Origin of the sequence: Sulfuricurvum sp., from assembly GCF_031427015.1 — a bacterium.
Classification (GTDB): Bacteria; Campylobacterota; Campylobacteria; order Campylobacterales; family Sulfurimonadaceae; genus Sulfuricurvum.
This window is the reverse complement of the sequence record NZ_JASJOW010000003.1, coordinates 197,960-217,993: the sequence shown is the minus strand read 5'-3', so window position 1 is coordinate 217,993 and position 20,034 is coordinate 197,960. Positions and strand designations below refer to the sequence as shown.

General features: G+C 42.3%; 23 protein-coding genes, 1 tRNA gene and 1 pseudogene. 14 read left to right on the top strand and 11 right to left on the bottom strand.

The window, feature by feature from the left end; translation table 11 throughout:
- The first annotated feature begins 44 nt into the window (after window positions 1-44).
- The gene (locus RMO68_RS06345; protein ID WP_310439883.1) at window positions 45-1,040 is read left to right on the top strand and encodes a chemotaxis protein; all 996 of its coding nucleotides are present in this window, start codon (window positions 45-47) and stop codon (window positions 1,038-1,040) included.
- A 21-nt stretch (window positions 1,041-1,061) separates the two neighbouring features.
- On the opposite strand, the gene RMO68_RS06340 is transcribed toward RMO68_RS06345, so the two are convergent.
- Both RMO68_RS06340 and RMO68_RS06335 read right to left on the bottom strand, forming a co-directional pair.
- The gene (locus RMO68_RS06340; protein ID WP_310439882.1) at window positions 1,062-2,894 is read right to left on the bottom strand and encodes a biotin/lipoyl-containing protein; all 1,833 of its coding nucleotides are present in this window, start codon (window positions 2,892-2,894) and stop codon (window positions 1,062-1,064) included.
- A gap of 11 nt (window positions 2,895-2,905) precedes the next feature.
- A complete protein-coding gene (locus tag RMO68_RS06335) occupies window positions 2,906-3,190 on the bottom strand; it encodes a hypothetical protein (protein ID WP_310439881.1) in 285 nt (94 codons plus the stop codon).
- A gap of 158 nt (window positions 3,191-3,348) precedes the next feature.
- Here RMO68_RS06335 and ppa point away from each other — a divergent pair, with 158 nt between their 5' ends.
- A complete protein-coding gene (gene ppa, locus RMO68_RS06330; RefSeq protein WP_310439880.1) occupies window positions 3,349-3,870 on the top strand; it encodes an inorganic diphosphatase in 522 nt (173 codons plus the stop codon).
- 6 nt (window positions 3,871-3,876) lie between these two features.
- Window positions 3,877-4,173, top strand: a complete 297-nt coding sequence (locus tag RMO68_RS06325) for a hypothetical protein (RefSeq protein ID WP_310439879.1) — start codon at window positions 3,877-3,879, stop codon at window positions 4,171-4,173.
- Window positions 4,174-4,175: 2 nt separating this feature from the next.
- Here the strand turns inward: RMO68_RS06325 and RMO68_RS06320 are convergent, their stop codons facing one another.
- Window positions 4,176-4,640, bottom strand: a complete 465-nt coding sequence (locus RMO68_RS06320) for a hypothetical protein (RefSeq protein WP_310439878.1) — start codon at window positions 4,638-4,640, stop codon at window positions 4,176-4,178.
- A gap of 313 nt (window positions 4,641-4,953) precedes the next feature.
- On the opposite strand from RMO68_RS06320, the gene RMO68_RS06315 reads away from it, so the two are divergent.
- The 5 genes from RMO68_RS06315 to RMO68_RS06295 all read left to right on the top strand — a co-directional run bounded on the left by RMO68_RS06315 (window position 4,954) and on the right by RMO68_RS06295 (window position 9,709).
- Window positions 4,954-5,481 (top strand): transglycosylase SLT domain-containing protein, encoded by a 528-nt coding sequence (locus RMO68_RS06315; RefSeq protein WP_310439877.1) that lies wholly within the window; start codon window positions 4,954-4,956, stop codon window positions 5,479-5,481.
- A 41-nt stretch (window positions 5,482-5,522) separates the two neighbouring features.
- The gene (locus tag RMO68_RS06310; RefSeq protein WP_310439876.1) at window positions 5,523-5,711 is read left to right on the top strand and encodes a hypothetical protein; all 189 of its coding nucleotides are present in this window, start codon (window positions 5,523-5,525) and stop codon (window positions 5,709-5,711) included.
- Complete coding sequence (locus RMO68_RS06305) at window positions 5,708-6,655, top strand: DUF523 and DUF1722 domain-containing protein (RefSeq protein WP_310439875.1); 948 nt, start codon at window positions 5,708-5,710, stop codon at window positions 6,653-6,655. Before RMO68_RS06310 ends, RMO68_RS06305 begins: the two co-directional genes overlap by 4 nt.
- A 2-nt stretch (window positions 6,656-6,657) precedes the next feature.
- Complete coding sequence (locus RMO68_RS06300; RefSeq protein ID WP_310439874.1) at window positions 6,658-8,031, top strand: deoxyribodipyrimidine photo-lyase; 1,374 nt, start codon at window positions 6,658-6,660, stop codon at window positions 8,029-8,031.
- A 76-nt stretch (window positions 8,032-8,107) separates the two neighbouring features.
- Window positions 8,108-9,709 carry a methyl-accepting chemotaxis protein gene (locus RMO68_RS06295; protein ID WP_310439873.1) on the top strand — a complete coding sequence of 534 codons (1,602 nt, stop codon included), beginning with the start codon at window positions 8,108-8,110 and terminating at the stop codon, window positions 9,707-9,709.
- Between the two features lie 44 nt (window positions 9,710-9,753).
- Here RMO68_RS06295 and RMO68_RS06290 read toward each other — a convergent pair whose 3' ends face one another.
- Entirely contained in the window at window positions 9,754-11,055 is a 1,302-nt protein-coding gene (locus RMO68_RS06290) for a DEAD/DEAH box helicase (protein ID WP_310439872.1), read from the bottom strand.
- Window positions 11,056-11,269: 214 nt separating this feature from the next.
- On the opposite strand from RMO68_RS06290, the gene RMO68_RS06285 reads away from it, so the two are divergent.
- From RMO68_RS06285 to RMO68_RS06275, 3 genes are read left to right on the top strand one after another with little or no spacing between them, the layout of a single operon-like run.
- Complete coding sequence (locus RMO68_RS06285) at window positions 11,270-12,004, top strand: class I SAM-dependent methyltransferase (protein ID WP_310439871.1); 735 nt, start codon at window positions 11,270-11,272, stop codon at window positions 12,002-12,004.
- A 21-nt stretch (window positions 12,005-12,025) separates the two neighbouring features.
- Window positions 12,026-13,492, top strand: coding sequence for a flagellar hook-length control protein FliK (locus RMO68_RS06280; protein ID WP_310439870.1), 1,467 nt, complete (start codon window positions 12,026-12,028; stop codon window positions 13,490-13,492).
- Window positions 13,489-13,740 (top strand): EscU/YscU/HrcU family type III secretion system export apparatus switch protein, encoded by a 252-nt coding sequence (locus RMO68_RS06275; RefSeq protein WP_310439869.1) that lies wholly within the window; start codon window positions 13,489-13,491, stop codon window positions 13,738-13,740. Before RMO68_RS06280 ends, RMO68_RS06275 begins: the two co-directional genes overlap by 4 nt.
- A gap of 171 nt (window positions 13,741-13,911) precedes the next feature.
- On the opposite strand, the pseudogene RMO68_RS06270 reads toward RMO68_RS06275, so the two are convergent.
- A pseudogene (locus RMO68_RS06270) lies at window positions 13,912-15,372 on the bottom strand (methyl-accepting chemotaxis protein); the annotation flags it as partial.
- A gap of 88 nt (window positions 15,373-15,460) precedes the next feature.
- Window positions 15,461-15,910 (bottom strand): YcgN family cysteine cluster protein, encoded by a 450-nt coding sequence (locus tag RMO68_RS06265; RefSeq protein WP_310439867.1) that lies wholly within the window; start codon window positions 15,908-15,910, stop codon window positions 15,461-15,463.
- A 92-nt stretch (window positions 15,911-16,002) separates the two neighbouring features.
- On the opposite strand from RMO68_RS06265, the gene RMO68_RS06260 reads away from it, so the two are divergent.
- Window positions 16,003-16,461: a hypothetical protein gene (locus RMO68_RS06260; protein ID WP_310439866.1), complete on the top strand. Its 459-nt coding sequence runs from the start codon at window positions 16,003-16,005 to the stop codon at window positions 16,459-16,461.
- A gap of 50 nt (window positions 16,462-16,511) precedes the next feature.
- Here RMO68_RS06260 and RMO68_RS06255 read toward each other — a convergent pair whose 3' ends face one another.
- The 5 genes from RMO68_RS06255 to RMO68_RS06235 all read right to left on the bottom strand — a co-directional run bounded on the left by RMO68_RS06255 (window position 16,512) and on the right by RMO68_RS06235 (window position 18,716).
- Entirely contained in the window at window positions 16,512-16,868 is a 357-nt protein-coding gene (locus RMO68_RS06255) for a DUF86 domain-containing protein (protein WP_310439865.1), read from the bottom strand.
- The gene (locus RMO68_RS06250) at window positions 16,861-17,154 is read right to left on the bottom strand and encodes a nucleotidyltransferase domain-containing protein (RefSeq protein WP_310439864.1); all 294 of its coding nucleotides are present in this window, start codon (window positions 17,152-17,154) and stop codon (window positions 16,861-16,863) included. The genes RMO68_RS06255 and RMO68_RS06250 overlap by 8 nt, the downstream gene beginning before the upstream one ends.
- Window positions 17,155-17,250: 96 nt before the next feature.
- Window positions 17,251-17,327 (bottom strand) — tRNA-Gly (locus RMO68_RS06245).
- Window positions 17,328-17,384: 57 nt separating this feature from the next.
- On the bottom strand, window positions 17,385-17,843 hold the full coding sequence (locus RMO68_RS06240) for a DsrE family protein (RefSeq protein ID WP_310439863.1): 459 nt from the start codon (window positions 17,841-17,843) through the stop codon (window positions 17,385-17,387).
- A 60-nt stretch (window positions 17,844-17,903) separates the two neighbouring features.
- On the bottom strand, window positions 17,904-18,716 hold the full coding sequence (locus tag RMO68_RS06235; protein WP_310439862.1) for an aldo/keto reductase: 813 nt from the start codon (window positions 18,714-18,716) through the stop codon (window positions 17,904-17,906).
- A 110-nt stretch (window positions 18,717-18,826) separates the two neighbouring features.
- On the opposite strand from RMO68_RS06235, the gene RMO68_RS06230 reads away from it, so the two are divergent.
- Together RMO68_RS06230 and RMO68_RS06225 are read left to right on the top strand one after the other, a co-directional pair.
- Window positions 18,827-19,585, top strand: coding sequence for a TerB family tellurite resistance protein (locus RMO68_RS06230; protein ID WP_310439861.1), 759 nt, complete (start codon window positions 18,827-18,829; stop codon window positions 19,583-19,585).
- Between the two features lie 17 nt (window positions 19,586-19,602).
- A complete protein-coding gene (locus tag RMO68_RS06225) occupies window positions 19,603-20,013 on the top strand; it encodes a rhodanese-like domain-containing protein (protein ID WP_310439860.1) in 411 nt (136 codons plus the stop codon).
- The last annotated feature ends 21 nt before the right edge of the window (window positions 20,014-20,034 follow it).

Below are 20,034 nucleotides of genomic sequence, written 5' to 3'. Positions count from 1 at the left end.
CGCTCACCCTTTAGAATTTAGTAAAAAAAACCCACGATTTGGATATGATTAAAGAATATAAATATTTTGAGGTCACTATGTCTCTTTTAGAACACGTCGACGCTGCAACAAACTTAGCCAAAAACAATGAAGTACAACTCTTGGTTTTTAAAATAGATATTGCTGAAGAATCTCCTTACTATGCTATCAATGTTTTTAAAACGAGAGAAGTGGTTGAGTCAAAACGTCATCATCTTACTCAAATTCCGGGTGCGCATCCGCTCCTAGAGGGAACCATTGTTTTACGTGAACTTCAAATACCGATTCTCAATCTTCCGAGATGGTTGGGGATTGAACTTGAGGATGAAAAGAGAAAAGCTTCTAATCTCCTAATTTGTGATTTCAACGGAATTATTATCGGGATTCGTATTATGTTTGCCTATCGTGTTATTAAAAAGAACTGGAATGAGATGCATTCTCCCGACAGTTACCGTTTAGGTGATGATGGACTTATTATTAACGATACACGACTTGATGATGGAAGCTTATGTCTCATCCTTGACTATGAAAAACTCTTAGCCGATGTCATTCCTCAAGCGATGGTGAATGTTGAAAACGCAACCAAGGCTCTGCGAAATATTACTATTCCCGATAAACTTAAAAACGGTGTCGTACTCATCGCAGAAGATTCCAAAACAGCACAGCGTCATTTACGTCAAATTTTCGAGCATGCTAATGTTGCGTATCAAATGTTTAACAACGGAAAAGATTTGGTTGACTTTATCATGAAACACCCGAATCCCTCTTCTATTCCTGCTATTATCACCGATATTGAAATGCCTGAAATGTCAGGTTTTACCGTAATTCAATACTTGAAAGCCAGACCGGAAACAAAAGCTATCCCTATCATTGTAAACAGTTCCATGACCGGAGAAAATAACAAACGCGAAGCCGCTTCATTAGGGGCAGATGGATTTATCGATAAAACAAAAAGTGAAAATATTCTCGCACTCATCATTGAAAAAATGGGTGAGGTAAGTACAAAACTTCTCCCTCGATAAGGGAAAAGAGAAGAAGAAAAATTATTCTACTACTGCCAATACTTGGCCTGCTTCGATTTTATCATTCACATTTACATTGATTGATGTTACTTTACCATTACGTGGAGCAACAACATCGATTTCCATTTTCATCGCTTCCAAAATCATAATTTTATCGCCGGCATTGACACTGTCACCAACTGCAGCAATAAGCTTGAATACTGACCCCGGAAGTTCAGCACAAATTGCATTTACATTTGTTGCCGGAGCCACTGGTGCTGCCGAAGGAGCTGCTACTACTGTCGGAGCTGCTACTGGTGCCACTGGTGCCGTACTCTGAACGGTTGCATTACCACCTACGATTTGTACATTATATTGTTGTCCATCTACGATTACCGTATAAGTTCCATTTGCCATAATAAGATTCTCCTGTAGTGTTGATTGAATTGTTTCTACTGCCGCTTTCGGGCTATTTTTTCGAACATTGACGGTTGCTTCCCCTTTGAGGAATGCAATCCCTTTAACATCACATGAAGCGGCGATGAAAATATTTTCATCTGTTACTTCAATGCCTTCATCGCTTAATCGTTTAGTCCAGTAAGCGATTGATTTTGTTTCATCACGATCGGCGATGTCAATTGCATGATCAGTAGTCGGTTCAAGTTTAAGCTGCTCATGTGCAATACGGACTACCATAGGATCAGGCTCAACCGGCGTCTTACCGAAATAGCCCAAAACCATTTTTCCATAACCTGGAGCGATTTTTTTCCACGGTCCCATAAGGGCATTATTAAGGGCTTGTTGAAAATAAAATTGTGAAACCGGAGTCACTGACGTACCGTATCCCCCCCGCTCAACCACTTCACGCATTGCACGGATAACTTCAGGGTAGCGGTCCAACATATTGTTATCACGCATCATTTGAGTATTCGCAGTTAATGCACCGCCCGGCATAGGTGAAAATGGGATGAGAGGCGATACTTGTGTTGCTTCCGGCGGCATAAAATAATCGCTTAAACAATCGCCCAAAACATCTTCGTATTGGAGAATTTTTTCGAGTTCAAGTCCGCCGAGATCGTAATTCATCCCCTTGGTTGCATGAAGCATCGTCAAAATATCGGGTTGTGACGTACCGCCGCTTACCGGAGCCGCCGCCATATCGATACCGTCAATACCCGCGTCAAGTGCCGCGAGATAGGCTGCAACACTCACACCCGCCGTTTCATGGGTATGGAGACGTAAATGGGTCCCCTCAGGAACAAGACGACGCGCCATTTTAATCGTTTCATGGATTTTATGTGGACTCGAAGTACCGCTCGCATCTTTGAAACAGATAGAACTGTATGGGATACCTGAGTCTAAAATTTCACGAAGCGTTTTTTCATAAAAAGCAACATCGTGTGCACCAACACATCCAGGAGGAAGATCCATCATTGTAACTACAACTTCATGTTTCAACCCATGATAAGCAATACGTTCACCGGAGTATTTAAGATTTTCGACATCATTAAGGGCATCGAAATTACGGATCGTTGTTGTTCCGTGTTTTTTAAACATTTTGGCATGCAAATCAACCATTTCACGACTACCCGTATCGAGCATTACCGTATTTACCCCACGTGCAAGGGTTTGAAGATTTGCATCCGGTCCGACAATGGCGCGAAAGCGATCCATCATATCAAACGCATTTTCATTTAGATAGAAAAAAAGGCTTTGGAAACGAGCACCGCCTCCAAATTCGAAATGTCGGATTCCCGCCTCTTTGGCCGCTTCAAGCGCAGGGAAGAAATCTTCCATTAACACCCGTCCGCCGAATACGGACTGAAAACCGTCTCGGAACGTAGTGTCCATCACATCGATGTATTTTTTTGCCATTTACGTAATCCCTACTTCTTTAGATTATTATGGTGGTGAATCACAGCTGCAAGAGCCGCGATTCCTAATAAACCGCCATTTTGAGAATTTTCCACTTCATGATGGTGGAGTGCAGCTGCAATGGCAGCGACTTTTGCCCGTACATCACTGTTTTCCGAATCATGGTGGTGCAATGCCGCTGCAATCGCCGCTACTTTAGCACCTTGGGCAACCTCACCTGCAAAGTTTTGAGATTCCGGGGCATTTTTGGATTGAAACATTGTAAAATATTTCATTACTTTATTCAGTAATTCCATTTGCTGTCCCCTATATTATATTTGCACGCGTAATCTTTACACGATGCGTGATTCTAGTATAAAGTTCATTAAAATAGATTTACTGTGTACGGTTTCAATGAACCTTTTAGTTTCTTTCGTTACAATCCGCCTCACTATTTTATACACAGAGGTGCCTTATGGATCTAAGCAAAATCGGTTACGGAGAAAATCCGGATAAAGTGAAAGCAATTATTGAGATTGCCTGCGGATCAAACATTAAATACGAAGTTGAAAAAGAGAGCGGCGCCCTCGTCCTTGATCGTGTTATGCATTCAGCAATGTACTATCCTGCAAACTACGGATTTGTAAACAAAACACTTTCCCAAGACGGTGATCCAGCGGATATTTTGATTCTTACCGAGTACCCGATGGTTGAGGGTTGTGTAACGAATTGCCGTTTAGTCGGTGTATTGATTATGGAAGATGAAAGCGGTATCGATGAGAAATTGCTCGCTGTTCCGACTTCAAAAATTGATCCTACCTTCGAAGAGATTAAAGACCTCGAAGATATCCCGAAACATACTTTGGCAAAAATCAAAAACTTTTTCGAAACCTATAAAATGTTAGAACCTAACAAATGGGTAAAAGTAAAAGGATTTGAAAATAAAGCCGTAGCGACTAAAATCCTTGAAGACGCTATTAAAAATTATAAAGAGTAATCAAAAATGATCGATTTCGGCTCCAATGATGTTTTTGCCTATTCCATTTTTGGATTAATTTTAAATTTTGTCTTCTCCATCGCGTTTGGGCTCTATTTAAGCAAAAACATCGGTGTCGAAGAGATGATGCTCTCAAAAGGTGAGCGGGAGCAACCTTGGTGGCTCGCCCTCTCACTGGCTATTCCCTATGCTAAAATGATTATTACCCTCTACCGTGTCGCTATATTACAGCTCTACTTTCTCGATCAAGGCAAAAGTCATAAAGAGTATTGGATCTATCTTACAACGAATGATGATAACTAATACTATTTCTCTTCTTTAATACAAAACTTCCGTATCTGCGTATCATGTAACCCTGTTTTCTGTATCTGAGCACCTTGCTGTGCACGTTTTAATTTTCCGTTCCACTCACTGTTATTAAATTTTGGATCTATCAATGCCAAACCCTGCCGTAGGAGCATCTCACTGTAGCTCTCAGGCCCGTTTGCGTAAAGTACGCACCCCTCGCTAATCGTTTCATAATGGTAAGACTGCTGAGTGTATAAATGTTCACGTGCAAATTGTTTATCATGCGGATGAGATTTATAATAGGTTTCAATAGCTGCGCGGCACTCTTGCGGACTGGCACCGTTAAGGGCCATCTTTTCCAACGTCATAATTCCAAACGGCTCACACATAACGGTAGCATTTTGATAGAGCAATCTCTGCTTCGAATTATTCTCTATGGACGTTAGCAGCCCAATCGTAATTTCTCCATACAAAGGTGTCATACAAATTACTATCCCAAGTAATCGGACAAAAAATGTTTCATTTTTACTCATGAGCTACTTTTTTAACCTTTTTTTTGATACTTTTAGGAAACTTTTTACCTTGAAACTTAAACGCATAGGTAAGTTTATAACTTAATTTAACAATTAAAACCCATAAATTGGCTCAATCTTAATCACAGGTTTCCCGCTGTGCGGTAGCATACATCCCTTTTCTATAACTTTTTCTTAACTGATTCATTTAAGAAGGTCACACCATTGTTATACGCTCACTTGTACCCTAAAATTTCACATTCCATTTTACGAGGTATAACTTTTGAGATTTCTTTCCCTAATGCTACTCTTTGCTCTATCACTTTTAGCTGATGCAATGACCCCTAAACAACTCCATGTATTACAAACCGTACGAGACGTCGCCAAATCGATCCCTGATAAACACGGAAATACCTATGAGAATACTGTTAGTGCCATTTGTTTAACAGAAAGCAGTGCAGGTAAAAATACCATTGGTGATTTTAAACATAAGAAATCATTTACAAAAGCTTCTCTCGGTCCTATGCAAATTCAAGTCGCAACCGCACGACATGTCTCCCAAAATGTCAAAAAACTCCGTTGGCTTAATAATCTAAGCGATGTTCAATTGGCAGGACGGTTATTGGGAGATATCAAACTTTCGGCAAAAATAGCGACACACTACGTTATCTTACTTCAAGAAAAGCGACTTGACCATTTTTATGCTATTAGCGGCTACAACGGAGGATTTCACAATCGTCCTTATTACAACCGCGTTATGAAAAACATGGAAGTGGTAAACCGTCTTATCTCTTCGGGCAAGCTGTCATAATTTTTAAGCTATAATACCTCGATAGAGATTCGGAGGTTTTTATGGAAGACGAAAAGCTTAAAATGGTATTAGCACTTCTAAGCGGTATTATTTTTAGTTTAGTGTTTATTCTTCTTGCCTTTATCCTCCCTATCCATTCTCCAAAAACACCTCCGAAAACCATGGGTTCGGAGCTCCAAAAACTATCCCAAACCTACAAAGAAAACAAACTAAGACCGCCTCCAAAATGAAAATAGCCGTATCTTCTTGTTTGCTCGGTGAAAAAATCCGTTTTGACGGTGGGCATAAACATGATCACTTTGTAACCGACGAGCTTGGCCGTTTTGCCGAATTTGTCCCTTTTTGTCCTGAACACTTGGCTTTTGGTACACCACGCCCTTCTATCCGGCTTCTAAGGTCTGAGAATCAACTCTACGTACAATCCAATAAAGACCAAAGCGATCTGACACAACGGCTCTTTGAAACCAGTTGCAATGAGCTTTCGAGTATTTCAAATGAGCCGCTCAGTGGAATTATTTTCAAATCCAAATCCCCGAGCTGCGGTATGGGAAGTGCTAAAGTTTACCTCGAGAACGGTTTTTGTGAAGGAAAAGAGGACGGTGTTTTCGCCGCCATGTGTAAAGAACGTTTTCCACTATTGCCGATGGAAGAAGAAGGACGGCTCCAAGATGCATGGCTGAGAGAAAATTTTGTTATGCAGCTATTTGCCTTTGACGCCTATGAGCAATTTAAAGCCTCTGCGCCTACTCTCGGCGAATTAGTCCGTTTTCACACACTCCATAAATTTCTCCTTCAAGCCAAAGATGAACAGCTTTATCGGGAACTTGGCAATATCGTAGCCAACCACACTAATCTCTCTATCGATGTTCAGTTAGCTCTGTATGAGTTTGGTTTTAAAACGGCCATTTCTCGTAAAAGTTCAATCAAAAAAACGCGTAATGTTTTGGAGCATTTGGCTGGATTTTTCAAAAATAATTTGACAAAAGATGAGAAAAAGATTTTGCACAGCCACATTAGTGATTTTGCCGATAAAATCATCCCTCTGATCGTCCCTCTCTCGACCATCGCCCTTTACGCCCAAAAGTATGAGAATCGTTATCTTCTCGAACAAACATTCCTTAGCCCCTATCCAAAAACACTGGCCTTACGTTCTCATATCGATGCCGGAAAATAATTATGCGACGGATTCTATGGTTTCGTCGTGATCTTCGAGTGGATGATAACCCTCTCCTTTCCCTTGGGGGAGAAGTTCTCCCCATTTTTATTTTTGATATCGACATTCTCTCTGCTTTACGAACAAATGATCGGAGAGTCACCCTTATCTATAACGCTCTTATCAAACTCAAAGATTCCCTGCAACAACAAGGACTCAATTTAGCCCTCTTTTACGGAAAACCTCTCGATGTATTTCAATGGCTTTTATCACAGGGAGAGTATGATGAAGTCTGTGCATCCGGTGATTATGACACGTATGCATTAGAGCGTGACCGTAACGTATCCCACCTTCTCCCGTTTACTTATTTGCACGATACCTATATCTTCACTCCCGATGAAATCCTAAAAAGCGATGGAACACCTTATCAGGTATTTACCCCGTTTTATAACCGTGCAAAATCACTTTTTACGGCTGAGCATATGCGCCATTATTTCCCTTCAGATCAAAAACTTATTGCTTTTGATTATGAACCTTTGCATATTCTCCATGCAACATTGCACTCCGTATCCGTTTTAAACCTTGAAGCTATTGGATTTATACCTCAAATGCTGACAACAGCACAATTGTCTTCACCTGAAGAAAAACTCTCTATCTTTGCCGAAAAAATCGAAAATTATTCAAAAAATCGTGATTATATGGCGCTTGAAGGGACTTCAGGTCTAAGCAGTGATCTTCGATTCGGGACGATTTCCATTCGTAAAGTGTTACGATGGCTCGTAACGCAAAAGCAATCGGAAGTGGATACGGAACCTTTTTTCAGACAGCTTATATTTCGAGACTTTTATGCGATGCTCCTGTACCATTTTCCGCATCTTAGCCAACAGAATTTTCGCTATCCGTTCAAAGGAATTCCCGATGAAACGTATTTTCATGCGTTTTGCACAGCGCAAACGGGAGTCCCTATCGTCGATGCCGGAATAGAAGAACTTCTGCAAAGCGGTGAGATGCACAATCGTATCCGGATGATTTGCGCTTCATTTTTTACGAAAAACCTCCTTTTGCCTTGGCAATGGGGCGAAACGTTTTTTGCCGAACATTTGAATGATTACGATGCGGCAAGTAATATTCTCTCATGGCAATGGAGTGCCGGGACGGGAGTCGATCCACAGCCTTATTTTCGTATCTTCAATCCCTATACCCAAACTTCCAAATTTGATTCTAACGGTACCTATATTTATAAGTGGCTTCCTCGGTTGGGTCATGTCGCGCCAAAAACACTCTGTAACGAAAATTTATTAGCTCCGTTATCACTCAGTCACTACCCTCACCCTATCGTTAATCATAAAAACAGTTCGTACCGTGCATTAACTTATTTTAAAGCTATTCAAAACTAATTAACTCCCTTGTTTACGTCTTCAGAGGGTCATTATGTGATATAATTGCAACAAAATTGCAACAATCGGAGTGTATATGAATTTTTCAACGATCAAAGGGAAGTTAATTGCGTTAATGGTACTTAGCTTTATCACTTATGCAACATTGGGCTATCTAGCATATTCTAATAATAAAGATGCTACAAAAACGGCAGAACGTATGGTCTTACTCGGAGAGATACGGTCCTATACGAATAAAGCTGCTGTAGAACTTCGCGGATATCAACTTCTTTATACTACAGAAGTATTAGATAGTTACACTGACGCAAATAAAAAACTTGATGAATCTATTAATAAACTTTTAAAAATTACCCGTTCAGAAGAGAATAAAAAACGATTAACTAAAATGATTTCAGATCACCAAGAGTGGATCAAATTAAATGAACCTCGTATCCAAATCATCGGGGAAAATGAAAATGAAATCCATACCTACGAATTTGCTTTAACCGAAGATGGCAAAAAACTTAGAGAAATCACAAAAATATCGACTGATCTTTATCACAATTTTACTGAACAGCAAGAAGAGTTAGTCAAATCAATGCAAAAGAAAAATTTGGAAACACTCGATTCTAATGCCCTAACTGCAGAAATTATTACTGGCGTTAGTGCGACTGTGATGATGATAATTTTTTACTTTATCATTCAAAATATTATTACTTCAATAGGACGTCTTGAAGAAACTATTGAGGCTGTAGCGAAAAATAGGGATTTTACACGAACGACAAAAATTGAAGGAAATGATGAGCTTTCTAATATGAGCCGTAATTTAAATGAACTTGTCAGTGTCTTGCGTCAAGCGTTTAGCGGTATCCGTTCCGCGTCAAGCGAAAACCTTTCGGTATCGGCTGAACTCTCCGCAACCACCCTAGCTATCGGAAGAGCTGCGGAAGAAGAAGCAAAAATCGTTACCCAAACTACGGTAGAGTCCGATAGAATGAAAGAGACAATGAAAGCCTCTGCCGTAGAAGCTCAAAGCGTGCGTGAAAAAGCTCTCGGCGCACGTAATAACCTCCAAGAAGCGCAATCGGCTCTTCATAATACAATCGAACAGCTCTCCATTACCGTACAAATGGAAGGGGAGATTAATGATCGTCTGAACTCCCTCTCTCAAGAGGCTTCACAAGTTAAACAAGTCCTTACCGTTATCGCCGACATCGCCGATCAAACGAACCTTCTCGCACTCAACGCGGCGATTGAAGCGGCACGTGCGGGTGAACACGGACGCGGGTTTGCGGTTGTTGCCGATGAAGTTCGTAAATTGGCTGAACGTACTCAAAAAAGTCTCGTCGAAACCAACGCAACGGTTAACGTCATTGTGCAATCAATTAATGACATAACAGACCAAATGAACCACAATACAAAACGTATCGAAACCTTGGCAGAAGCCTCGGCAGAAGTGAATAATCACACTGAAACTGCGGTAGTAGCATTAGCCGATACGGTAAATGCAATCGAAAAACTCTCTAACGATACACAGCATAACGCATTGACTACCGAATCAATCATCCAAAAAATCGGTAATATCAATGAACTCTCGACTTCAAATGCTAGAAGTGTAGAAGAGATCGCCGCTGCAGCGGAACATCTACACCAAATGACCGAACAACTTACCGCTCAAATCTCTGTTTTTAGAACGTAACTCTCCATTTTTTCTTTCCCCTATAGGGGAAAAACTCTTTTTGCTTAATGACGTCGGTCATTATCTCGTCGCTTTGGTTCATGGCGGCCGCTATCACGCTTTTGCGTCGGTTTAGAGCTTCGATCACCGCCGCCGTTTCCGCCACGGTTTCCACCACCACCGCCGCCTGCGCCTCCGCGACCGCGTTGAATCGGCTCGGCTTTGATCGAAGGATCAGGTTCATACCCCTCAATAATACTGCTGTCAAGTTTTTTATTGATCAGTTTCTCTATCCCGCGCAAATAATCGGCTTCATCGACACATACGAGTGAAATCGCTTCCCCTTCGCATCCCGCACGTCCGGTTCGTCCGATACGGTGAACATAATCCTCCGCAATGTTAGGAAGCTCGAAATTCACGACATGAGGTAATGCATCGATATCAATACCGCGTGCCGCAATATCGGTCGCGACAAGAACCCTAACCGAACTGCATTTAAAATCATTCAAGGCTTTTGTCCGTGCCGCTTGACTCTTGTTTCCGTGAATCGCGGCTGCGGTGATACCGATCTTTTGAAGATATTCGGTAAGTTTGTTCGCCCCGTGTTTGGTACGGGTAAAGACGAGAACCTGTTCCCATTTATTTTTACCGATCATCTCTCCAAGGAGTGCACTTTTACGTTTACAGTCAACGAGGATAACGCTTTGTTTCACCAGTTCGCTTGAGGTATTACGGCGTGCTACTTCTACTTCCGCAGGATTGCGGAGCAATGTGTTGGCCAATGCTTTGATATCGTCCGAATAGGTTGCGGAAAAAAGGAGATTTTGTCTTGCTTTCGGCAAGATCGTAATGACACGGCGGATATCACGGATGAATCCCATATCGAGCATTCTGTCCGCTTCATCAAGGATAAAAAATTCAACGGCGCTCAAATCAACCGTCCCCTGCCCTACATGATCGAGCAAACGTCCCGGAGTGGCGATGAGAATATCGACTCCGTTACGGAGCATCGTGATTTGGGGGTTGATCCCTACTCCGCCGAAAATAACTGCACTTTTGAGAGGAAGGTATTTACCGTAAATTTTTACGCTCTCGGCTACCTGTGCCGCGAGTTCGCGTGTCGGGGTGAGGATAAGAGCACGAATTTTTCGATGCGGTTTTGAGGTTTTTTTATCACTCAAAAGTTGAAGCATCGGCAAGGTAAAGCCCGCTGTTTTACCCGTTCCCGTTTGTGCTCCTGCGAGCATATCGCGCCCTTCTAAGATAAAAGGGATAGCTTGCGCTTGAACAGGGGTCGGGACCGTATAGCCCTGATCGTGAATTGCTTTGAGCAATGACTCATTTAAATTTAAATCGTTGAATGTCATAAAAGTGTTCCTTAGGTGGTTCAGCCCAACCAAAGTCGCAACTTAGGACGGTTTTAGGCAAGTGGGGAAAATTAGGTGGAAAGTGCAGTTTAACGCAAGTTCGTTAGCAACGCCAACCGTAGGCGTAAATCATTGTGCGCATTGTAGCACAGGAGTGTCCGAATACCAACGAATTATGTTAAAATCAACCGAAAAATAGAGATAAGTGATATTTATGGCTCAAACAAACCATTTCGATTCTATTGCAGAGGTTTTTAACCGTATTTGGTATTTCTCCGATGATTACAAAGATTTTGTTATTCACCATATACGAGAGGATCTCTCCCTCACACCTGAGGATATTCTCGTCGATATCGGTGGGGGAACCGGAACCTTTACAAGCCGCTTGGCAGATGAAGCCCATCTGACTCATGCCTATTGTGTTGAACCTTCAAGCTCCATGTGCAGCGAGGCGGCAAAACACGAAAACATTACCGCCGTCTGCTGTGATGCAGATGATTTTTTAGCATCACACACCCCTTTTTCCAAAATGTTGTTCAAAGAGGTGATCCATCATATACCCAACCGTGCAGAGTTTTGGAAAACGCTTTATGCTTCGTTTCAAAACGGGGGGAAATTACTGATCATAACTCGACCTCAGGAGATTAAATTTCCTTTTTTTGAAGCGGCCAAAGTCGAATTTGCACGGAATCAGCCCCCTTTTACTATGATCGAAGCTGAACTCAAAGCATCCGGATTTGAGGTTAACGTCATACCCAGAAGCCACACCTTCACCCTCTCAAAAGAGAGTTGGTATGAGATGCTTCGACACCGTTTTATGTCTGATTTAAGAGTCTTTAGCGATCAAGAGATCGAAAAGGGGATAGCAGAGATCGAAGAGAACCGAAAGGGAAATGAAACCATCGATATTATCGATAATCTCATCTTTATAACGGCAACGAAAACATAATTCTGTGTTATCATTTAAGTCATGATAACCATCACACCCGAAGCGCGACTCAATATTATCCTCACAAATACCAATAAAGCCCTCTCGGAAGCAGTTAAACACGCTACCCCTGAGCAGCTTGAAACTCTCAAAGAGGGAAAAGATATCAAATCCCTTCTCACCTCCGTATTTCAAGATAAAGCCACTTCTTCTAAATCAGATCAAACGCTTCTTGATTTGCTCAAAAACTCTACGGCATTTAAAAATATGGGGAGCTTCAGCGATGATTTAAAGTCACTGGTGGGTGAACTTAAATCTTCTTCCGATGTAACGCCGAAAACAGCCGTATTGGAAAAATTTCTCAAAAATATCGCGACTCTTGACCCGCAAACGCTTAAAAGTCAGATTGCCGACAGTGGTGTTTTTATGGAGTCTAAATTTGCTTCGGCACTCCAAAAACTCCCCGACCTAACCCAAACCCTCGAAACTCTCAAAGCGGCTCTCTCCAAAGTCCCTCTGAACGAAGCTAAAACGCTGCAGACTCATATCACCGCCCTATTAGGAAGTACTGCACTAGCGCAAGCGCCCCTAAACCAAGAAAGTGCCGTTCAACTCACCGATACAATCAAAAAAATATCCGATTCTCTCCAAAATTTTCTCTCTAAAAGTGACCCTCTTTATTCCAAAGAGGTTGCCTCGCTTGCTCAAAAACTCGAACAGCTCAATGCTCTTCAAGAGATAAAAACCACCCTCTCTCAGATTTACAGTACCCTTTTAACCAGTAATACCCCCGCCAATCCCCTTCTCGACTCCATCGAGAACCTCTTTAAAAATCTGAGTACATCAACCGATGAGGATCTAAAAGCATTTACTCTACAACTCAAAAATGCGGTACACAATGGGGAAAACACTACCCTTGAAATCACCCATATGGTCGCAAAACTCGGTGAGTTTACCAATCCCAAAGAACTGGTTCTCGAAACATTTCTCAAAGAATCTCTGTCGAATGATCTCAAATCCAACCTACTCGCATTAAGTGAAGAGCTTCAACACTCCGCCGATCCTGCAGCTTCTAAAGTATTGGAGCAGGTTGACAAACTCTTAATACAAATCGACTATCATCAACTCATCTCCCATTTGAGTTCATCCAACTCGATCTATTTCCCTTTTGCATGGGATCAGCTCGAAGAAGGCTCTCTTGCGTTTAAAAAGACACCGGATAAAAAATTCTATTGTGAAATCAATCTGAAACTCAAAGAGTACGGTGAACTCGATCTTATGATGGCTTTGTATGAGGGGAATCAGATTGAGATCCAAGCTCATACCGAAAAAGGGGAATTAAAAACACTCATACATGAGAATCTTGCAACTCTGCGTTCACAACTAATCGATGCGGGTCTCACCCCTCGTTCGCTTCGAATCTTGGAGAGAAAGGAGATTAAAACGCCGCTCAATGATCTCTACCGTACCTCTGAGGGTTCGGATCTCGGATTTGAGGTTACGGTATGAAAAAAGCGGTTGCGCTGCGCTATGACCCTGAAAAAGAGCATGCGCCCAAGGTAATTGCAAAAGGAAAAGGGGAGAGTGCGGAAAATATCATTAAAATCGCTGAACTCCACAACCTCCCCATCCATAAAGATGAAGATTTAGTGGAGCTTTTGAGTAAAGTGGAGATCGATAAAGAGATCCCCGAAAAACTCTATGTTGCCGTAGTTGAAGTTTTCGGATTTATCTACAAAATTACCAACCCGAAATAAATACCCTTACGCGTGAAAACGACTGAGGTTTTGGTTAAGCCCTTCTGCAATTTTATAGAGATGCTCCGCCGTCGTTGCGATCTCTTCTACCCCTCGCGCATTCTCACGCGCCAAATCGTTCATCGTTGAAAGCCGTTGGGAAATTCCTTCAACCTCTTTCGTGTTACTATCCGCATCTTGGACTAGCTTTTTGATCGCATCGCTCGTTTGTTTCACCACATCCGCCGTATGCCCGATTTTCTCCCCGACAAGTTTTGATTTCTCTCCAAGCGACTCAATGCTTTTTGCATTGTGGCCCATTTGTATCGATGCCTCTTCGATCGAAGAGACAATAATCGAGATAGTAGCATCGGTCTGAGTCAAACTCCCTTGTGTCCGCTCGGCAAGTTTACGTACTTCATCGGCGACCACGGCAAATCCTCGTCCGTGTTCTCCCGCCCGTGCGGCTTCAATCGCTGCATTCAAGGCTAGAAGATTCGTTTGATCGGCGATATCGCCGATGACGGAGAGAACTTCTCGGATCTGACGGGCATTGCTGGTGAGTTCATGGATTTTCACTGCAAATTCAGCTTCTACTTCGACACTCTGGCGAATCATCTCAATCATAATCATCAATTCATCTTGTGATATTTTTAACATTTCGCTCGCGGCAACAACCTCTTTGCACGTTCGCTCATTTTCCCCTTTGGTAATACCCAAAAGGTTGATGATCTGTTCCGTCGTGTGATAAATCACATCCATTTGATTCGACTCATCTTCCATCCGACGCCCAATAGCCATCGAAGTTTTGGAAAGTTCCGTCGCGACCGAAGCATTCTCATCGGAAGAGCGTTTGGCATTTTGCACCATGCTTTGAATGACGCCGATAAAAGAGTTGATAGAGTTTGCCGCCAATGCCGGTTCATCCGTTCCCTCAATTCCGAGCCGTTTAGTCAAATCACCGTTACCGCTGGCTAGCTCTTCCGCCATTGTCTGCATTGTTGAGAGTTTATTGACGATTGAACGCTGAATTGCAACCATTAACATAAGCATGATAATGACTAAAAACGTGATAATGATCCCTTTTTGGATCACCGAATCCATAAATTCATTTTCGACGTCATCGACGTACACACCCGTTCCAACGATCCATCCCCATGCAGGAAATAAACGTACAAACGTTAGTTTCGGTAAAGGGGTCTCCGTATTAGGTTTCGGCCACATATAGGAGACATATCCCTCTTTCTCCGCTTTGGCTACTTTTGCAAATTCAACAAAAAGCGCTTTCCCCTCAGGATCTTTAATATCAGAGAGATCGGTATTATCCAATGCCGGTTTAATCGGGTGCATCACCCCCTGCACTTGCTCATTTAGAATAAAAAAATACTCTTTTTCATCATAGCGAAGGTTTTTAATGTGCTCTTTTGCCGCACTTTGTGCCGCTTCAAGACTCATACGTCCCGAACTTACTTCACCTGCATAATACGATAAGAGTGAGTTAACCGTATCGACCTGTGTCGTAAGCATGGTTTTTTTTGCATTCATAAGCCCACTTTTTGTCGCAACAAGAGACTCTATAGCAACTCCAAGCAATGATAGCGAGACCAACAGCGAAACGATCATTAATTTCGTTTTGATTGTGATTTTATCCATCAAGATTCCCTTCTCTAGCGCAAATAATATCTTTCTATATTATAGAAAGTTAACATAGCATGAGTATAGCATGAATATAACATACAGGCTAAATCGACTCCTCGACAATATAATCTTCCAAATCAATAAACTCATTATCCAAAATCGGGTTTAGGGCATACATTCCGTGCGGACGTACCGTATGAGGATCTTTAGAAATCAACGGATGCCAAGCGGGTAAAGATTTCCCCTCATATATAAGTCGATAGGCACAGGTTTCAGGAAGCCAGTCATACTCGGCTACCCTCTCCACGCTCAATCGCATACACCCCTCTACTTTTTCAAAACGGTTTGCATAATCACTGCATTGTCCCGCTTTAATGTCATAGCACTCACAGGCAACACGGGTCAAATAGATCGGTGCAGTGTCGTCCTCTTCATCCTGAAGTCGGTTTAGGCAGCATAAGCCGCAACCGTCACAGAGCATCTCCCACTCTTGGGGATTTAATGCTTCGAGTGTTTTCGTTTCCCAAAAAGGGGCAGTTTCATGTTGTTTCATAGTAGAAAAATAGCACAATTGGGATTAAAATCGCCCAATCGAGCGGTTCAAAGGGCAAATTAGATATGATTGGCAAAAGAAAAGGATCATTTATGGATAATGAACAAACTTTGAGTGAACTATTGCGCGAATGCTCTGATAAAGTCGGAGGCAAAAACTTTTTCCTTACTCTCGCCGAAACCATCCGCACTACGCGTGAGGGGATCATCGTCGGTGAAAAAAAACAAATCAACTACTCCAACGGTGTGATGACATGGAATAAAACGCTCCATGCCGATAACTGGAGACTTCTTGTCGAGTCGGCAAAAGTACGAACGAAAGACGGCAATATTCTCTTGGGCGCAGAGGATAAACGGCATAAAAGCATCCTCAACATGATCCGTACCCTCAAACCGTTAACGTTTACCGTTACACCGACGAACAGTGCGGATGGTGAGGGGTTTAGCTTTAGTGCGCTGGAAGTGATCGATGATAAAACGACACGAATATCACCGCTCTTTAAAGCGATGTTTGTAATGCCGCTCGATGTACTGAAAAAGAATATGGGGTAATCGGGGTCAGACTACCCGCGTTTTTATATATTTTTTGTGCTAATAGAAAATTATCTAGTTTTAATATCCAGATATTTTTTTGCTATTTGTTCAATAATCTCTTCAAATATAGAAAAATCATCTCCAAGAGTATCCCAAAGAACTTTATCATCTAATCCAAAATAATGGTGTGTTAGCACATCTCTCATTTTGGCAATTTCATTCCACGGCACAGTGCTAAATTCATCTTGTATATCTTTGGGTATCTGTTTGACCGCTTCACCGATATTTTCAAACGCTTTTGCCGTTGCATACACTTTTTCAGTATTATCCGTAAACTCTTCAAACGTGATATTTGCCGTAAATTTCCGAATGTTTTGACACTCAGCAAGAATATCTCTGAGATAAAATTTCCAATCCCTAGACATAAATTATGTCCTTATAAATATAGGGTTTCAGGTCGCTTTTGATAGTTTCGGCTCTGACCAAATCGACTTTATGATTGAGATATTTTTCAAGATCAGCGAGATATTTGAGATATTTAAACATCGAAAAGGTTTTCCCTTTTTCGATCTCATATACAATGTCAATGTCGCTATCATTCTTCTCTTCACCACGTGAAAAACTGCCGAATAATCCAACAAGTATCAAACCGTCTTGCTGATAACGGGGTTTTAGCGTTTTGAGTATTTCAAGAATTTCGTTTTTGTTCATACAGAACTTTCCCTTTGTCTCTCACATCATACAAGAATTATTATATCGGAAAATTGGTGCGAGGTGTAAAAAAGTGGGTTGTTTAAAAAGAGAGTGTGGAGCGGGAAACGAGACTCGAACTCGCGACATTCAGCTTGGAAGGCTGACGCTCTAGCCAACTGAGCTATTCCCGCATCACAAGGGGAATTCTACCACCCGTTGGCTTAATCATTCATTTGATTGTAAATATTTTAAGGGAGCGGAATATAGGTATATCCCTTACTTTGCCATTTTACAAGTCCCACCATCGCCGATTTAATCGGTTTGACAAACGGATAAATGTCTTCGGTTAAAATCCCCCGTTTATTCATCCCAACCTGACATATCTCCAACGTCACTTTATATTTACCGGTTATTTCCAAGAGTCTTTTATGGAGTTTCTCTTGATTCTCTGCCAACGATTGATCCACACCGTATTGGGTGTTTTCTAGATTTTGGACAAAAAATTTATACGCATCTCCATGGATTACGACCGCTATTTCAACACTATCACCCTGCGCGATAAAATAATCCGCCGTTCCGGGGACACCCCCTAAAAACTGTGTCGTAAACGCATCCATATTTCCGGTTTTAAGATCAACCATGATTTTTTTTGTCTCGGCAAATAGAAAAGTTACCGTTAAAAACAGCAGTATAAAAGCTAAACGCATCAGAACCGTCCTCCTTATTTAGAATATCCTATCAGACAGGATGCCCGAAGATTGTAAAAGTTATATAAAAAGGGCATTTATTGCGGCGATCTCATCCCCTTTTAGGGTAAATGAAAAAATCTCTAAATCCTCTTTGATATGGTGCTGTGAAGTCGATCCGATCAACGGAACAATCCCGATTTGCGTGAGATAACGATAAAGAATTTGCGCTTCGGTTTTATCGTACTCTTGGGTTAGCGCAAAGAACTCTCGACTCGCTAAGATATGGGGGTTAGCGGTTAAAGACCAAAAGCTCTGGTACACGATCCCTACCTCATCACACCACTGCCGCAGTTCAACATCGTATCCGCTATCGGCGTAAAAGCGGTTTTGGACGACGGAGGGTTTCACCTGTGCATCCGCATAAAGACGTTTGAGCAACTCCAAATCGTAACAGTTGCTAATCCCCAGCTGAAGAGCGCCTCCGCTATGAAAAAGGATCTCCATCGCTCCCCATACTTTTGAAAGATGGGCATAAGGAAACAGCGGTGAATGAAGTACCAACGAATCGACGTATTCGCTCTTTAGATTCTCCCTAGAAACGCTAAAAGATTGTGCGACCTGTGTCTCTAGCGGGGCATTGGGATCATACGGAATACGCTGCGGATCTTGTCCTGCGAGGGGGGTGAATTTACTCTGGAGAAACAGCTCTTCGCGCTTAATCCCCTGAGCCGAGAGCCGCCCTAACGCCTCCCCTACCCCTGCTTCATGGTAATGTTTGGGTTGACATGCCGTATCGATACCGCGAAAACCGCTCAATATCGCCATCTCAACCAAATCTGCCGTTTGTTCTTTTTTCCACGCCGTTCCGTAGATAAGAGGTGGCATTTTCATCTTTTAACCCTTCTGATTATCTTGTTCATACCATTATAACCTACCTCAAAACTTCCTACAGTTACTTTTTAAGGGTACACTGTCGCTTACTTTTAATCTCAGGATTTTCAATGACTCAAATGATCGTCTTAGCCGTTGTCGTTCTCCTCTTTTTCTGGCTCTCCCGAAGCTTTTCTAAAAACCAGCATACCTACTCCAAAAGCCAATTTTCAGGATTTAAACTCACCAAAGAGAACCTCGCTTACAGCGAACTCGGTCTTTTTGTCGCCCTAAGTGCCAAAGTGGCTAAAGCCGACGGACGTGTCGATGAACTCGAAGCGGAACTCGTCAGTAATATGTTCAATGACATCAGTCTCCTCTTCCCCAATCCCGAAGCAACCAAAAAAATGCTCAAAGAGATATTCGATGAGGAGAAAAATGCCCCTCATAATCTCGATCCGGTAGCGCAGGCACTCTATAAAGCGTTGGAAAACGATCCGCACAAACGTCAAAAGATGATGGAGTTTCTCGTCAACCTCACCTACATCGACGGAACCCTCAGCCATGCGGAAGAGGAGATGCTTCGTCTCATTTCCAAACACCTCCATTTTGGCGAAGCTGATCTCGCCGCTATGCTTGAGCGTTTCGGTTCTTATCACCGCCATAGCGTCAAAGAGAGTTCTATCGATCAGGCCTATGCTCTCTTAAATCTCACATCTGCATCAACCAACGATGAAGTCAAAAAAGCGTACCGCTCACTCGTGCGTGAATATCACCCCGATATTATCAAATCACAAGGGGCATCTGACGAATATCTCAAAGAAGCAACCGAAAAAGTGCAAGAGATCAACGCCGCCTACGAGATGATTAAAAAATCACGCGGTATTTAAAAACAACAAGGATTTTTATGGAAAAAAAACAACTGCTTAATATCGGATACTGGATACTCTTTATCGCCATTCTCGGCTACCTCGCCTATTCAAAAGGGTGGATATTCTCTAATTTTGAATCCATTACCCCCAAAGAGGCGCAAGCCCTTATCCAAAGCGGTGAACAGGTAACCGTGCTCGATGTCCGCACCCCCGATGAGTTTACCAAAGAACATATCGAGGGGGCGATCCTAATCCCGTTGCAGACGCTGGATAAAAATCTCGCTCTAATCGCCAATGTAAAAAACCAAAAGGTCATCGTTTATTGTCACAGCGGTAACCGAAGCGTGAGTGCTTCACGACTCCTAGCCGATAACGGTTTCACCCCCCTCAACGTCAGCGGCGGAATCACGGAATGGAAAGCCCAAGGGCTGAGTGTCACACACTAAAATTATCACCCCCTAAAGGAA

What these genes read in the sequence shown, in the direction of transcription:
- RMO68_RS06345 (WP_310439883.1), top strand. Translation starts at nt 45, where the DNA reads ATGATTAAAGAATATAAATATTTTGAGGTCACTATGTCTCTTTTAGAA.
- RMO68_RS06340 (WP_310439882.1), bottom strand. Translation starts at nt 2,894, where the DNA reads ATGGCAAAAAAATACATCGATGTGATGGACACTACGTTCCGAGACGGT.
- RMO68_RS06335 (WP_310439881.1), bottom strand. Translation starts at nt 3,190, where the DNA reads ATGGAATTACTGAATAAAGTAATGAAATATTTTACAATGTTTCAATCC.
- ppa (WP_310439880.1), top strand. Translation starts at nt 3,349, where the DNA reads ATGGATCTAAGCAAAATCGGTTACGGAGAAAATCCGGATAAAGTGAAA.
- RMO68_RS06325 (WP_310439879.1), top strand. Translation starts at nt 3,877, where the DNA reads ATGATCGATTTCGGCTCCAATGATGTTTTTGCCTATTCCATTTTTGGA.
- RMO68_RS06320 (WP_310439878.1), bottom strand. Translation starts at nt 4,640, where the DNA reads ATGACACCTTTGTATGGAGAAATTACGATTGGGCTGCTAACGTCCATA.
- RMO68_RS06310 (WP_310439876.1), top strand. Translation starts at nt 5,523, where the DNA reads ATGGAAGACGAAAAGCTTAAAATGGTATTAGCACTTCTAAGCGGTATT.
- RMO68_RS06305 (WP_310439875.1), top strand. Translation starts at nt 5,708, where the DNA reads ATGAAAATAGCCGTATCTTCTTGTTTGCTCGGTGAAAAAATCCGTTTT.
- RMO68_RS06300 (WP_310439874.1), top strand. Translation starts at nt 6,658, where the DNA reads ATGCGACGGATTCTATGGTTTCGTCGTGATCTTCGAGTGGATGATAAC.
- RMO68_RS06295 (WP_310439873.1), top strand. Translation starts at nt 8,108, where the DNA reads ATGAATTTTTCAACGATCAAAGGGAAGTTAATTGCGTTAATGGTACTT.
- RMO68_RS06290 (WP_310439872.1), bottom strand. Translation starts at nt 11,055, where the DNA reads ATGACATTCAACGATTTAAATTTAAATGAGTCATTGCTCAAAGCAATT.
- RMO68_RS06285 (WP_310439871.1), top strand. Translation starts at nt 11,270, where the DNA reads ATGGCTCAAACAAACCATTTCGATTCTATTGCAGAGGTTTTTAACCGT.
- RMO68_RS06280 (WP_310439870.1), top strand. Translation starts at nt 12,026, where the DNA reads ATGATAACCATCACACCCGAAGCGCGACTCAATATTATCCTCACAAAT.
- RMO68_RS06275 (WP_310439869.1), top strand. Translation starts at nt 13,489, where the DNA reads ATGAAAAAAGCGGTTGCGCTGCGCTATGACCCTGAAAAAGAGCATGCG.
- RMO68_RS06265 (WP_310439867.1), bottom strand. Translation starts at nt 15,910, where the DNA reads ATGAAACAACATGAAACTGCCCCTTTTTGGGAAACGAAAACACTCGAA.
- RMO68_RS06260 (WP_310439866.1), top strand. Translation starts at nt 16,003, where the DNA reads ATGGATAATGAACAAACTTTGAGTGAACTATTGCGCGAATGCTCTGAT.
- RMO68_RS06255 (WP_310439865.1), bottom strand. Translation starts at nt 16,868, where the DNA reads ATGTCTAGGGATTGGAAATTTTATCTCAGAGATATTCTTGCTGAGTGT.
- RMO68_RS06250 (WP_310439864.1), bottom strand. Translation starts at nt 17,154, where the DNA reads ATGAACAAAAACGAAATTCTTGAAATACTCAAAACGCTAAAACCCCGT.
- RMO68_RS06240 (WP_310439863.1), bottom strand. Translation starts at nt 17,843, where the DNA reads ATGCGTTTAGCTTTTATACTGCTGTTTTTAACGGTAACTTTTCTATTT.
- RMO68_RS06235 (WP_310439862.1), bottom strand. Translation starts at nt 18,716, where the DNA reads ATGAAAATGCCACCTCTTATCTACGGAACGGCGTGGAAAAAAGAACAA.
- RMO68_RS06230 (WP_310439861.1), top strand. Translation starts at nt 18,827, where the DNA reads ATGACTCAAATGATCGTCTTAGCCGTTGTCGTTCTCCTCTTTTTCTGG.
- RMO68_RS06225 (WP_310439860.1), top strand. Translation starts at nt 19,603, where the DNA reads ATGGAAAAAAAACAACTGCTTAATATCGGATACTGGATACTCTTTATC.